Source organism: Pseudonocardia sp. MH-G8 (assembly GCF_002262885.1).
Classification (GTDB): domain Bacteria; phylum Actinomycetota; class Actinomycetes; order Mycobacteriales; family Pseudonocardiaceae; genus Pseudonocardia.
In genome coordinates, this window is sequence record NZ_NKYF01000007.1 from 26,108 (window position 1) to 38,572 (window position 12,465).

Here is a 12,465-nt window from a genome sequence, read left to right on the forward strand (position 1 = left end):
GTCATCGCTTCAGCCGTCTCAGAAGGCGTTCGTGGTCATCGCGCTCGGCGGCCGGCGTCCGGCTGTGTCGGGCCGGCCTCGAATGTGGTGCTGCCCGTACGAGTAGTGGTTCCGTCGTCGTTCCGGGGTTCTAGTCGGGCGGACTCACACCGAAGACGGCCAGCTGGGTCGCGACGAAGTCGTAGTAGCCCAGCAGCGTCACCAGCTCGAAGAGCGTGCGTTCGCCCAGTGCGGCGACGGCCGCGGCGTACTCGGCGTCGTCCAGGGTGCGGCGGTCGACGAGCGCGAGCGTCGTGGCGAACACGTGGCGCTCCTCGTCGGAGCGGAAGGCGGGCGGGGTCCGGGTGGCGAGGCCCTCGATCTCGGCGTCCGTGAGGCCTGCGGCCCGCCCGGCCTTCCGGTGCGCGTACAGCTCGAAGGGGCTGTCGCGGTGGAACGCGTGGAGCAGGATCGCGATCTCGCGGGCGCGGTCGGAGAGCGTGAGCTCGAACCGCATGGCCCAGCCCATCTGCTCCAGCACGCGGGCGAGGGCCGGGCTGCGCAGCCAGGCGTTCGGCGGCCCGGTGAGCCCGCCGTCGGGGTGGACGAGGGTGAAGGCCGACCCGGGGGCGGCCCGCCTGCCGTCGGCGAACTTGGCGTAGATCTCCGCCTGCTCCGTGGTCATCTCGTCGGGGGCGATGCGGGACAGCCGTTCGACTATGGGGCGTCCTGTCATGGGGCGTCCTTTCCGATGCCGAGGAACCGCCGGGGGTTGCCGGCGAGCATGCGATGCAGGTCGGCCGCCGCGACACCGAGGTGGCGGAGCTGCTCGGCGACGATGCGCAGGCACTCCGGCTCGGGCGGGGCCCACCGCGAGAACACGTCGGAGCTGAGGACGAGCTGCTCGGCTCCGAGCGTGTGGACGGCGCGGGCGACATCCCGGACGTGCATGTGCCCGTCCGGGTGCAGCAGGGGAGAGGCGGCGAACTCGACCAGCGCCCCGGCGTCGGTGAAGCGGCCCAGCTCGCCGGGCTCGTCGACGTAGTGCAGCGGATGCGTGAGCAGGAGCCGGTCGAAGCCGATGCCGCCTGCGTACTCGGCGATGGCGGTGCTCTCGTCCAGGCCCACGTGGCCGGTGGCCAGCGACAGCTCCAGCTGGGCGCACGCGTCGACCACCTCGCGGGCGGCGCCGGTGAGGCGGGCGTCGCCGTCGACGAGCCGGATCGACCGCTGCGCGGCGAAGGTCTCGAAGGACGGTGAGATCCGGCCGAGCAGCGTGGAGATGTAGCCGCCGCGCTCGACGTCCGCCGCCGCGCCCCAGGTCGGCAGGAAGATCACTTTCGCTCCGTGCGCCGCGGCGAGCTCGACGACGGTGGCCGAGACGCCGCCGAGCACCGGGTTGAGCGTGAAGCTGCCGTGGACGGCGAAGTCGGGGCCGACCAGCTGCTGCAGCAGGTGGGCGCGGTCGGTGGTCGGCCAGAGGTGGGACTTGAGCACCCAGCCGGTGATCCCGTACTCCTGTGCCAGCCGGATCACCGCCAGGTCCTCGCCGCGGTTCGCGAGGTCGACGGCGAGATCGGGCTGGCCGTGGACGTGCACGTCGATCGCGCCGGTGAGCAGGTCGGCGAACCCGGCGGGCTGCGCCGCAGACCAGGACGCCGCAGACCAGGACGCCGCCGACCGGGAGGCGGCGCGGCCCTCGGCGCCGTCCGGCGCGGTCACAGCGGTTCCCCCTCTACCGGGTCGTACCGGTAGCCGCCCGCGGGGTCGGTGCGGATCCGGCCGGGCGTCGCGTTCGGGAAGTGCGCGGGGAACAGCAGGACGTCGCGGTCGGCGATGTCGCGCAGGAGCTCCTGCCGCGCGTCGCTCGCGCCGCAGCGGTCCACGCAGAAGTCGGTGCTCCGCTCGGGGAAGGCGAGCTGCAGGGCGTGGTGCACCATGTCGCCCGCGAACACGGCCCGCCGCCCGGCGGAGGAGACCTCCACGCAGATGTTGCCCGGCGTGTGCCCCGCCGCCGGCACGAGCCGCACCTCCTCGCAGATCCGCAGGTCCGGCTCGACGACGTCCAGGACACCCGCATCGCGCAGCGGCAGCACGCTGTCGCCGATGTAGTCGCCCAGCCGCGCCCGGTCGCCTGCCGCCGATCCGCCGGTCCAGTGGTCGAGCTCGGCCGCCGTGGTGAGGTAGCGGGCGTTCGGGAAGGCCGGCACCCACGCGGAGCCGTCGAACCGGGTGGCGAAGCCGACGTGGTCGACGTGCAGGTGGGTGAAGACGACGGTGTCGATGTCGTCGGCGGTGACGCCGGCCCGGTGGAGCGCGGCGAACCAGTGGTCGTCGCGGTCGTCGAAGCTCGGGTTCGGCCGGTGCTTGCCGTTCCCCACACCGGCGTCGACGAGCAGGGTCCGCTGCGGGGTGCGGACCACGAAGGCGCCGATGTCGATGACGAGCATCCCGTCCTCGCGGTAGGGCGGCCGCCAGTACCAGGCGTCCTCGTCGATCGCACCGACGTCGAGGTCCGGGAAGAACCGCAGCGGGTCCACGCGGTAGTGGAACTGCACGACCGGCGCGATCGTGACCGCTCCGACGCGCACCCGCCGCTCGGGCGTGGCGCCGTCGCGGGTGCGGGCCCGGGCAGGCGCCGTCATCGCGGCACCGCGATCCGCCGGATCCCGATGCGGTGCAGCAGCCTGGTGACGACCAGGTACTTCAGGTGCGCGCCCGGCCACTGCGTGATGTTCTTGCCACCCGGCGAGTGGTAGTAGTTCCGGCAGCCGGACTCCATCGCCGACGCCTTCCGGGCGATCTGGCTGTCGATCCAGCGGACGTAGCGCTGCTGGATCCGCTCGTCGGTGTCGACGTACCCCGGGCCGGACTCGAGCCTGCGCACGGCCTTGGCCGCGACCTCGGCCTGCCGCTCCAGCTGGGCGATGATCGAGAACCCGCCGTTGGTGTTGGGCCCGTAGAGGATGAAGAAGTTGGGGAAGCCGGCCACGGTGACGCCGAGGAACGCCGACGCCCGCTCGGCCCACGCGTCGTGGATGCTCCGGCCGCCGATGCCCCTGACGTCGAGGTTGGCGAGGAACTTCGTGGGCTGGAAGCCCGTGCTCATCACCAGGACGTCGATCTCGTGGTGCTCGCCGCGGGAGTCGACCAGCCCGTTCGCGGTCACCGACGCCACCGGGTGCGGGACCAGATCGACGTGGGCCAGATTCAACGCCTCGTAGAACGTCGAGGCCAGTACCGGCCGCTTGCAGCCCCACGGGTAGTCCGGTGTGACGGCTTCGCGGGTGGCGGGGTCGCCGACGGTGCGCTCGATGTAGTCCACGCAGGCCCGGCGCTTGCGCTCCTGGGAGCGGCTGGTGGCGTCGTAGGCCTTGAAGCGGGCGATCGACTGGTAGAACAGCCGGGCGCGGTGCAGCCGCTGCGCTCCGGGGACGTGGCGGTAGATCCACCGTTCCCGCGCGCTGAAGGGCCGTTCGCGCTTGGGCTCGACCCAACCCGGCTCGCGCTGGAACACCAGCAGAGACTTCACCGACGCGGCGATACCCGGCACCACCTGGGCGGCGGTCGAGCCGGTGCCCACCACGGCCACCCGCTTGCCGCCCATGTCCACGTCCTCGCGCCACCGCGAGGTGTGGAAGGAGACCCCCTGGAAATCGTCGAGGCCCGGCCAGTCCGGGTGGTTGGGGACGTTCAGCAACCCGAGCGCCGAGATCACCACGTCGAAGGTGTGGGTCTCCCCGGCGTCCGTGCGCAGTACGTAGTGGTGCGCCGCGTCGTCCCAGACGACGTCGGTGACCTTCGTGTTCAGCCGGATGTGGGGCCGCAACCCGAACGCGTCCACGATCTCGTGGGCGTACCGCAGCAGTTCCGGTTGCCGCGCGTGGGTGTGCGACCAGTCGTACTTGAGGAACGAGAAGCTGTAGGCGTGCGAGGGGATGTCGACCTCGCAGCCGGGGTAACGGTTGTCGTACCAGGTGCCGCCCACCTCCGGTGACTGCTCGAACACGACGAACGTGGCCGACGTCCGCTGCTGGAGCTTGACCGCGGCGGCGATACCCCCGAAACCCGCACCGATGATGCCCACCCTGACCGACCGTCGGGGCGCCCTTCGCCGGATGTGCGTCATAGCGCGTCGGCCTCGGTGAGCACCCGCTCCGCCTGCCGGAACGCCTGCAGGGCAGCGGGCGCACCGCAGTAGGGCGCGGTGTGCAGGAGCAGCTCCTGGATGTCGGCGACCGAGCAGCCGTTGGCCAGCGCGCCGCGGATGTGCGACTCGAACTCCGTGGGCCGGTCGAGCGCGATGAGCATCGCCAGCGTCACCAGGCTGCGGGTCCGGCGGTCCAGTCCCTCGCGCGCCCAGACGTCTGCCCACACCGCGCCGGCGATCCAGTCCTGCGCGGGGCGGCTGAAGTCGGAGGCGTTCGTGTAGTTGCGCTCGACGAGCTCTGCTCCGAACACGGCCCGGCGGACCGTCACCCCGTCGGCGATGCTCGCGTCGCCCGGACCGCGCATCAGCTGTCTCCCCTGGCCAGGAGCTTCTTCGCGTTTCCGCCGAACATCGCGCGGATGTCGTCGGCCGGCACGCGGTGGTCGAGCAGCCGCCGGGCCATCCGCCGGTACCCGGTGACCGGGAGGGCGTTGCCGGCCTGCCCGAGATCGGAGGAGAAGATCGTGTTGCCGACGCCGCACGCGTCCAGGTAGGGCTGCAACGCCTCGTGGGTGAGCGGCGACTGGGCCCGGTTCACCGCCAGCGCGAGGCAGTGCTCGATCATCGCTCCCTGGCGCGCCCACTCGCCGCACCGTTGCGCGGAGGCGCCCACGATGAAGGTCGGGTGGCTGATGACGATCCGCTCGATGCCGGCCGCACGGGCTGCCGGGACCAGGACGTCGGTCACCTCTGCCGCGGAGTGCCCGGCGTTGAGGATCGCCTCCTCGGAGGCGATGATCTCCAGGATCTCGTGCGCGGCCGCGGACAGCTTCCCGTTCTCGTCCAGCACCGGCAGCGGTTCGTGCTCGCGCAGCTTCAGCACGCTCGTCGGGAACTTGCTGTCGTTGTGCACGTGGTGGAAGTCGATGTGGGCGGGGGAGGAGATGGTCGGGAACCAGACCACCCGGCCGCCGAGGCCGAGCACGAGCTCGACCGCGTACGGGTTCAGGCCTCCCACCGTGCGGTTGAGCGCGATGCCGCTGTAGACCTCGATGGGGAGCTCGGCCAGCCCCGCCTCGCGCAGCGCGAGCACGTCGGTCTGCATGCTCAGGTGGTGCGATTTGACGACCATCGCCGCGAAGCCGGCGTCCGCCGCGTCCCGGGCGGCGTCGAGGATCCCGATCCGGCGGGGGAAGGGGCTCGGGCCGGGGTGCACGTGCAGGTCGACGGCCCCGACGAGCAGCGCGTCGGCCTCCGGATCCGGCTGCAGCCGGTCGGCGTCGAGATCGGGGTCGAGCAGGCTTTCCTGCGTCCGGGTCATCACGGTGTCCTTTCGGTGTGCGCGCGGGCACGAGGAGGTGGTGCCGCGCGGCGAGAACTGTCTTCGGGTCGTGCCGAGCCCTACTGCGCGCGCTTCATTTCACGGCCATCGCATTGGGCGGGGAGCCGACACCGCCCACGAGATTGAGCGGCTTCGCCGTGACCAGGAATTCGTAGCGGCCGTCGGCAGCGCAGGAGTCCGCGAGGTCGCCCAGCCGCCACAGCTCACCGATCAGCAGCCCCAGGAGGGCCAGGATCGGGCGGTGCATCATCCCGTTGTGGCTGGGTCCGCGTTCGGGCGATTGCTCATCCGGGAAGACGAACCCGGACTCCGGGTCGATCGGGAAGGACTCGAGCCCCGGGTTGTCGGCGGCCACGAGGGCGAGCTTGTGGTCCCACAACCAGGCGAGCATCTCCTCGGACTGGTGCAGGCCCGGCGATCCGCGGCGGGCCGCACGCTCCTCGGCCGACATGGCGAGGTACCGCTCCGCCCAGCCGGTGTGGAGCAGGAGCACGTCGCCGGGCGCGAACGTCACGTCCTGGTGGGCGGCGGCGGCGTCCAGATCGGCGGGCCGGAACGGGTGCCTCGGCGACATCTCCGCGCCGCGCGCCGCGAAGTAGCGCGGCATGTCGAGCAGGACCCCGCGCCCCGCGATGCCGTGCTCGGCCACGTGCTGCATCCCCAGCCGCGGGCCGCCCTCCGCGATCTCGGCGTCGGCAACGCCGTTGTAGAAGCCGGCCGCCGGGTGCCTGATGTGGCGCAGCCCGTCGATCTGCGAGGTGGACTGCAGGTAGAACGAATCCAGCCAGTCGTCGCGGTGGTTCGGGTTGTTCGCGAAGATCGTGTGCCGCGTGGGCGGGCGGGTGCCGCCGATCGCGGGCACGAAGGCGTTGATCGGGTAGTCGAGGTTGAACACCTCCCCGGTGCGCACGAGGGCGGCCGCGGCAGCCGTGCGCTCCGGGGTCAGGAAGTTCAGCATCCCGAGGTCGTCCGCCTCGCCGAACACGCCCCACGAGGACCCTGCCGGCGCACCGGTTCGCGTGCGCAGGCTCGCGTAGTCGGGAACGTCGTGCGTCCCGCCGGCCCGGCTCACGCTGCCCGCTCCACGACGAACGCCTGCGATGCCACTTCCCAGCCCGCGCGGACGTCGTCCCCGACCCGGACCCGGACCAGCTCGGTGGAGGGCAGCATCGCCGCCCCGGTGGTGCCGTCGGAGAGCACGAGGTCGATCCGGGACGACGGGCCGAGGCGGGACACGTCGGCCACGACGGCGCCCACCGAGTTCCAGCCCGCCGGCACCTCGTCGAGGCCGAACACCCGCATCCGTTCGGGCCGGACGACGAGAACGCCCTCCGAAGTGCGGTCCGTCGCCGTGCGCCACTTCTCGTGGTTCCACGAGTAGGTCCGTGCATCGACCCGGTCGCCCCTGAAGGTGTTCGCCTCGCCGAGGAAGTTCGCCACGAAGAGCGTGCCGGGGTCGTCGTACAGCTCGGCCGGCCTGCCGACCCGGTCGACCCGGCCCTCGTTGAAGACCGCGATCCGGTCGGACAGGAACATGGCCTCTTCCTGGTCGTGGGTGACGAACACGAAGGTCAGGCCGAACTCCTGGTGCAGCTTCTTCAGCTCCGCCTGGAGGGACTGCCGGAGCTTGCGGTCCAGCGCGCCCAACGGCTCGTCGAGCAGCAGGACCGACGGGGAGAACACCAGTGCCCTGGCCAGTGCGACACGTTGCTGCTGGCCACCGGACAGCTGCGCGGGGCGCCGGTGCTCCATCCCGGCCAGTCCGAACCGCTCGAGGATGTCGAGCACGAGCCGGGCGACCTCGGTCTTGCCCATCCTGCGCTGGCGCAGGGGATAGGCGACGTTGTCGAAGACGGTCATGTGCGGGAACAGCGCGTAGTTCTGGAACACCATCCCGAAGTTGCGGCGATGTGGCTGCAGCCGGGTGAGGTCGACGCCGTTCAGACGGATGGAACCGGAGGTGGGTTGCACGAATCCGGCGACCATGTTCAACGTCGTCGTCTTACCCGACCCGCTGGGGCCCAGCAGCGTGATGAACTCACCGGAGTCGATGGTGAGGTCGATGCCGGCGACGGCCGCCGCGGCCTCCGATCCGTACCGCTTCACCAGATCCCGGATCTCGACGCTTCCAGCCTGTGCATTCATGTGGCGCTACCACTTCTGTTCTCGTTCCGGCGCATCCAACCGAACTGCACCAGGAAGACGACCGTGCTCACGACGACCACGAGGACCGTCGACGCCGCCGAGATCGTCGGATCCGCGGCCTCGACGACGGCGTTGAACATCTGCACGGGCAGCGTGACGTTGCCCGGCCCCTGCAGCAGGAGCGCGATCACGAGCTCGTCGAACGAGGCGACGAACGCGAACACCGCGCCCGCGACGATGCCCGGGAGGATCAGCGGGAACGTCACCGTGCGGAAGGCGGTGAAGGGCGTCGCTCCCAGGCTGAGGGCGGCCGTGGTGAACGACCGGTCGTAGCCCTGCAGGCGGGCCAGCACGGCGATCAGCACGAAGGGGATCGCGGGCGCCGTCTGCCCGAGCACGAGCCCCAGCAGCGTCCCGCTGAGCCCCAGCTTCAGGAACGTGCCGTAGACCGCCAGCGCGATCAGGATGTTGGGGATCACCAATGGTGCGCTCAGGGCCGCGGTGCCGACGATGCGCAGCCGCTGCCCCAGCCGGACGAGCCCGAACGCCGCGCAGGTGCCGATCACCACCGCCATGGGCGTCGCGAACGCCGCCACCTGCAGGGACACGACCACGGCCTCGCGCCACTCGGTGGCCACGACGAGGTTGCGGTACCACTGGAACGACCAGCTCGGCGGCGGGAACTGGAACGTCGACCCGCCCGAGAGGCTCATGGGGATCAGGAACAGCGTGGGGATCGTGAGGAAGGCGGCGACCGACCACGCCGCGATGTACAGGAAAGGCGGTCGTCTCATGGGGCGAGACCCTTCGGGGAGATCGTGGGTGTCCTGGCCCGACGGCCCGTGGCGCGTCTCGAGATCAGCCGGCTGAGCAGCAGCATCACGATCGTGACGACCAGCAGGAAGATGCCGATCGCGTTCGCACCGCCGAAGTCGAGGACCTGTTCGACCCGCGCCATGATCAGCTGGGCGATCAGCGTCTGCTGCGGCGAGCCGAGCAGCGCCGGGGTGACGTAGAAGCCGAGCGAGAGGATGAACGTGAGCGTCGCGGCGGCGATCAGTCCTGGCGCCGAGAGCGGGAGGTAGACCTGCCGGAACGCCTGCATGCGGCTCGCTCCGAGGCCCTGCGCGGCGTCGAGCAGCCGCCGGTCGATCTGGTCCAGCCGGGCGTAGAGCGGCAGGACGGCGAAGGGCAGCAGCACCTGCGACATCGCGATCAGCACCGCGGGCGTGGTGCCGAGCAGCGGGTGGTCGATGCCGAACGTCGACGACAGGAACCGGTCCACGAGACCACCGCGCTGGAACAGGATCATCCAGGCGAAGTTCTTGGCCAGCGCGCTCGTCCAGAACGGGATGAGCACGATCGTGAACAGCGCCGCCCGCATGCGCGGCCCGCAGACGGTCATGGCGTACGCGAAGGGGAACGCCATCAGGAGGTCGAGCACGGCCACCGCCAGCGCCACCCCGAGCGTGCGGACGAGCACCCGCAGCGTGTAGCCGTCGGTGAACAGGTCCAGGTAGTTGCCCGGTCCCACGGCAGGCTCGGTGAGGCTGACGACGACGATGCGCGCGAGGGGATAGACGAACAGCAGGCAGGAGGCGACCACCGCCGGGACCAGGAGCAGGAACGTCATGGCCCGCGAGCCGGTCTCCCGCTCGACGGCGCGGGGCCGGGCCGGTCGGCCGACATCGAGTACGGCGGTGGCGGTCATCGCCGCTCGGTCCGCGCTGTGGTGTGCATCGTCGGCTCCGCTGGGACGAGGGTGGGCATGGGCGAACCCGGCAGGTCACCCCGTACCCGGGTGCTGCCGTGATCAGGAGGAACGTGCGGTCAGCTCACGCCGATCCGGGCGATCGCGGCCACCAGCTGCTCCGCGACCCGGTCGTCGTCGCTCTCGGGCATGAACACGGCCAGGCCGATGACGGCGAGCGTGGCGACGATGGCGCCGTCGGGGGTGCGGATCGGGGCGGCGATGGTCTTGAAGCCGCCGCCGGCGTAGACCTGGCGCGCCGTCAGCACGCCCCCCACCGACCTGAGCTCCTCGTCGTCGACCGCGCGCAGGTGGCCTGCGGCCGGCGAGCCGCCGCCCCGGCCCAGCTTGTGGTAGGCGGCGAAGATGCGGGTCTGGGCGGCGTCGGGCGGCAGTGAGCGCCCCAGCTCGACCGAGATCGTGGTGATGCGGCTGCTGTAGGGAGCCACGCGTGCGATGACCGGGGCGCGACCGCCCCACACGCTCAGCACGACGGTGTTCTCGATCTCCCCGGAGAGCTCCCGCATGACCGGCCACGCCGCCTCGAGGATGCCGAGCCGGGACAGCGCCAAGGTGCCGAGCCTGCAGAGGACCGGGCCGAGCTCGTAGGTCGTGGCGTCGCGCCGCTGGAGGAGGCCGCGCTTCTCCAGCGACACGAGGTACCGGTGTGCGGTGGACCGTCCGACGCCCAGCGCCTTGGCGGTGGTCGGCGTGTCGAGCGAGGGGGAGTCCGGCTCCAGGCACTCCAACAGGGTCACGACGCGGGCGATGACCTGGATGTCGCCGCCCGAGCCCTCTCCCTCGGCCGGCGCCTGAGCTTCTGACTTCCCCACACGGACCTCCGCGTCGTCGCGCATTCCGGGATGATCGTCGCGGCATACGCGACGGGTAGGGACGTTAATCGAGCCTCCCGTCACGGTCAATGCGCTTCAGCGCTATTTGTCAGACAGTCCGACGATGTGAGTACGGTGACCCGGCGCGCGTGCCGCGCACCCCGACACAGAGCTGGAGGAAGCGCATGACGGAACAGGAACGGGTCGCGCTGGTGACCGGAGCGGCCGGCGGCGTCGGCAGGGCCACGGTCGGGCTGCTCGCCGCCCACGGGTACGCCGTCATCGCCACGGACATCTCGCCCGACGTCGAGAAGCTCACCGACCACGGCGTGGCACCCGGTGCGGGGGCCGTCGTCGGCCTGGTCGGCGACGTCACGGACAGCGCGACGGCGGAGCTGGCCGTGGCCGAGGCCGTGCGCCGGTTCGGCCGGCTCGACCTGCTCGTCAACAACGCCGCCCGGTTCCTGCGCAGGCCGATCGGGCAGTCCAGCGACGACGACTTCGACGGCCTGTTCGCCACCAACGTGCGCGGAGCGTTCGCCCACTCCCGCGCGGCCGTCGAGCCCCTGGCGCGCACGCGGGGCGTGATCGTCAACGTCACGTCGATCTCCGGCCTGGTGGGGATGGCGAACCAGTCCCTCTACGCGATGACGAAGGGGGCGCTCGTCCAGCTGACCCGCCAGCTCGCCGTGGAGCTCGCGCCGCGGGGCGTCCGGGTGAACGCCGTCGCGCCGGGCGCGATCGAGACGGAGTTCATCGCCGAGGCGCGCGCGGCCGACCCGGATCCGGAGGCGACGGCGGCCGCCGTGCTGAGCCGCCACCCCCTCGGCCGGATCTCCACGCCGGACGACGTCGCCGCGGCGATCGACTTCCTCGCCTCGCCCGCGGCCGGCGGGATCACCGGCACGATCCTCAGCGTGGACGGCGGCTACGTGGCCCAGTAGCGGCGCCGGCAGGTGGGGTGGCCGCGCGGTCACCCCACCTGCCACGCCGTCCACTTCTCGGCCACCGCGTTGTAGTTCTGCGCCCAGTACTCGGGGTCCTGCAGGACCACGTCGCCGTGGTCGCCGCCCAGGAACGGGTTGAAGAGCTTGCCCGACTCGGTGAAGTCGACGGTGTTCGGATCCACGTCGCTGCGCACCGGCGTCAGCCCGCTCATTGCGGCGTAGGTCCGCAGCGGCTCGGGTTCCAGCGCGAACTCGACGGCCTCCTGGGCCGCGGCGGCGTTCGGGGCGCCCTTCGGCACGACGAACGCGTCGAAGTCCCAGCTGGTGAAGTCCCACACCGGTGCCAGGTCGCTGCCGCTGTCGCGGATGATGCCCAGCCGGCCGCTCAGGGTCAGCGTCATCGTCGCCTGCTTGTTCACGAGGTTCTGCTGGAGCACGGTGAACGACGGCGCGAAGATGATGTCCGACTTGATCGTTTCCAGCTTCGCGAGCGCGCGGTCCACGTCGAGCGGGTAGAGCTGGTCGGGGGCCACGCCGTCGGCCACCAGCGCGGCCTCGATGATCCCCTTGGGGGAGCCGGCGAACACCACCCGCTTGCCCGGGAACGTCGCGGTGTCGAAGAAGTCGCCGATCTTCGTCGGCACCTTGCCCTGGTAGACGGCCGCGTCGTAGGCGAACCCCGCCGCGTACTTCGTGGCGGGCACCGAGCACTCGGTCGTGGTGCCCTCGGGCACGAGGTCGGCCGGGAACCGGCTCAGGTCCACGGGCTCGAACAGGGTGCCGCAGTACTGCTTGACCAGGTACGAGCCGGTGTGCACGACGTCCCAGATGGTCTGGTTCGACTCGACCATCGTGAGGAGTTGGCTGATGTAGTTCAGGGACGTGACGTTCTCGAACGCCGCGCCGGTGCCGGCCGTGAAGGGCTCCTGGAGCGCCCGCTTCTCGTACTCGGTGGCGTCGCCGCCGGTCGTCTGCCAGGTGATCGTCGTGTCCGGGCCGGCCGGCGCCGCCGGATCCGCGGGCGGTTCCGATCCGCAGGCCGTCGACACGAGTGCGCCCGCGACGGCAATGGCCAGCAGGTGCTTACGTCTCATGCGCCTTCTCCTCGTCATCGAGTGTGGAACCGGGTCGGGGAACGGAGTTCCCACGGCGGCACGGAACGGGTGGGCAGACGCTCGTCGGGCGAGGCCCGGAGCCGCGCTGTCGCGTATCGTGGGATGGCCATCGCGTGATACGCGACGAAATGCGGGACGGTAGCCGCACGCGTCAGCCTCCGTCAAGGACGGCCGGGGTCGCGGAGTACGGCTGCACCGATCCAG

13 protein-coding genes are annotated in these 12,465 nt (G+C 71.2%); 1 reads left to right on the forward strand and 12 read right to left on the reverse strand.

Going from position 1 to position 12,465, the window contains the following annotated elements; translation table 11 throughout:
• Positions 1–130 precede the first annotated feature (130 nt).
• From CFP66_RS18105 to CFP66_RS18155, 11 genes are all read right to left on the reverse strand, one after another.
• A complete protein-coding gene (locus CFP66_RS18105; RefSeq protein WP_143517296.1) occupies positions 131–715 on the reverse strand; it encodes a carboxymuconolactone decarboxylase family protein in 585 nt (194 codons plus the stop codon).
• Positions 712–1,701, reverse strand: a complete 990-nt coding sequence (locus CFP66_RS18110; RefSeq protein WP_094925677.1) for a DUF6282 family protein — start codon at positions 1,699–1,701, stop codon at positions 712–714. The genes CFP66_RS18105 and CFP66_RS18110 overlap by 4 nt, the downstream gene beginning before the upstream one ends.
• Positions 1,698–2,624 (reverse strand): MBL fold metallo-hydrolase, encoded by a 927-nt coding sequence (locus CFP66_RS18115; protein ID WP_094925678.1) that lies wholly within the window; start codon positions 2,622–2,624, stop codon positions 1,698–1,700. The genes CFP66_RS18110 and CFP66_RS18115 overlap by 4 nt, the downstream gene beginning before the upstream one ends.
• Positions 2,621–4,066 carry an NAD(P)/FAD-dependent oxidoreductase gene (locus CFP66_RS18120; RefSeq protein WP_158228134.1) on the reverse strand — a complete coding sequence of 482 codons (1,446 nt, stop codon included), beginning with the start codon at positions 4,064–4,066 and terminating at the stop codon, positions 2,621–2,623. The genes CFP66_RS18115 and CFP66_RS18120 overlap by 4 nt, the downstream gene beginning before the upstream one ends.
• A gap of 38 nt (positions 4,067–4,104) precedes the next feature.
• Positions 4,105–4,494 (reverse strand): carboxymuconolactone decarboxylase family protein, encoded by a 390-nt coding sequence (locus tag CFP66_RS18125; RefSeq protein ID WP_094925680.1) that lies wholly within the window; start codon positions 4,492–4,494, stop codon positions 4,105–4,107.
• On the reverse strand, positions 4,494–5,450 hold the full coding sequence (locus CFP66_RS18130) for a DUF6282 family protein (protein WP_094925681.1): 957 nt from the start codon (positions 5,448–5,450) through the stop codon (positions 4,494–4,496). Before CFP66_RS18130 ends, CFP66_RS18125 begins: the two co-directional genes overlap by 1 nt.
• Positions 5,451–5,544: 94 nt before the next feature.
• Positions 5,545–6,543 (reverse strand): cyclase family protein, encoded by a 999-nt coding sequence (locus tag CFP66_RS18135; RefSeq protein WP_094925682.1) that lies wholly within the window; start codon positions 6,541–6,543, stop codon positions 5,545–5,547.
• Positions 6,540–7,616 (reverse strand): ABC transporter ATP-binding protein, encoded by a 1,077-nt coding sequence (locus CFP66_RS18140; RefSeq protein ID WP_094925683.1) that lies wholly within the window; start codon positions 7,614–7,616, stop codon positions 6,540–6,542. The genes CFP66_RS18135 and CFP66_RS18140 overlap by 4 nt, the downstream gene beginning before the upstream one ends.
• Entirely contained in the window at positions 7,613–8,410 is a 798-nt protein-coding gene (locus tag CFP66_RS18145) for an ABC transporter permease (protein ID WP_094925684.1), read from the reverse strand. The genes CFP66_RS18140 and CFP66_RS18145 overlap by 4 nt, the downstream gene beginning before the upstream one ends.
• Positions 8,407–9,327, reverse strand: a complete 921-nt coding sequence (locus CFP66_RS18150; protein WP_233159520.1) for an ABC transporter permease — start codon at positions 9,325–9,327, stop codon at positions 8,407–8,409. Before CFP66_RS18150 ends, CFP66_RS18145 begins: the two co-directional genes overlap by 4 nt.
• A gap of 119 nt (positions 9,328–9,446) precedes the next feature.
• On the reverse strand, positions 9,447–10,223 hold the full coding sequence (locus tag CFP66_RS18155; protein ID WP_094925685.1) for an IclR family transcriptional regulator: 777 nt from the start codon (positions 10,221–10,223) through the stop codon (positions 9,447–9,449).
• 161 nt (positions 10,224–10,384) lie between these two features.
• Here CFP66_RS18155 and CFP66_RS18160 point away from each other — a divergent pair, with 161 nt between their 5' ends.
• On the forward strand, positions 10,385–11,143 hold the full coding sequence (locus CFP66_RS18160; protein ID WP_158228135.1) for an SDR family NAD(P)-dependent oxidoreductase: 759 nt from the start codon (positions 10,385–10,387) through the stop codon (positions 11,141–11,143).
• 29 nt (positions 11,144–11,172) lie between these two features.
• Here the strand turns inward: CFP66_RS18160 and CFP66_RS18165 are convergent, their stop codons facing one another.
• A complete protein-coding gene (locus tag CFP66_RS18165; RefSeq protein ID WP_158228136.1) occupies positions 11,173–12,240 on the reverse strand; it encodes an extracellular solute-binding protein in 1,068 nt (355 codons plus the stop codon).
• Between the last annotated feature and the right edge of the window lie 225 nt (positions 12,241–12,465).

Coding starts and splice junctions, on each gene's coding strand:
- CFP66_RS18105 (WP_143517296.1), bottom strand. CDS start 715: ATGACAGGACGCCCCATAGTCGAACGGCTGTCCCGCATCGCCCCCGAC.
- CFP66_RS18115 (WP_094925678.1), bottom strand. CDS start 2,624: ATGACGGCGCCTGCCCGGGCCCGCACCCGCGACGGCGCCACGCCCGAG.
- CFP66_RS18125 (WP_094925680.1), bottom strand. CDS start 4,494: ATGCGCGGTCCGGGCGACGCGAGCATCGCCGACGGGGTGACGGTCCGC.
- CFP66_RS18130 (WP_094925681.1), bottom strand. CDS start 5,450: ATGACCCGGACGCAGGAAAGCCTGCTCGACCCCGATCTCGACGCCGAC.
- CFP66_RS18140 (WP_094925683.1), bottom strand. CDS start 7,616: ATGAATGCACAGGCTGGAAGCGTCGAGATCCGGGATCTGGTGAAGCGG.
- CFP66_RS18145 (WP_094925684.1), bottom strand. CDS start 8,410: ATGAGACGACCGCCTTTCCTGTACATCGCGGCGTGGTCGGTCGCCGCC.
- CFP66_RS18150 (WP_233159520.1), bottom strand. CDS start 9,327: ATGACCGCCACCGCCGTACTCGATGTCGGCCGACCGGCCCGGCCCCGC.
- CFP66_RS18155 (WP_094925685.1), bottom strand. CDS start 10,223: ATGCGCGACGACGCGGAGGTCCGTGTGGGGAAGTCAGAAGCTCAGGCG.
- CFP66_RS18160 (WP_158228135.1), top strand. CDS start 10,385: ATGACGGAACAGGAACGGGTCGCGCTGGTGACCGGAGCGGCCGGCGGC.
- CFP66_RS18165 (WP_158228136.1), bottom strand. CDS start 12,240: ATGAGACGTAAGCACCTGCTGGCCATTGCCGTCGCGGGCGCACTCGTG.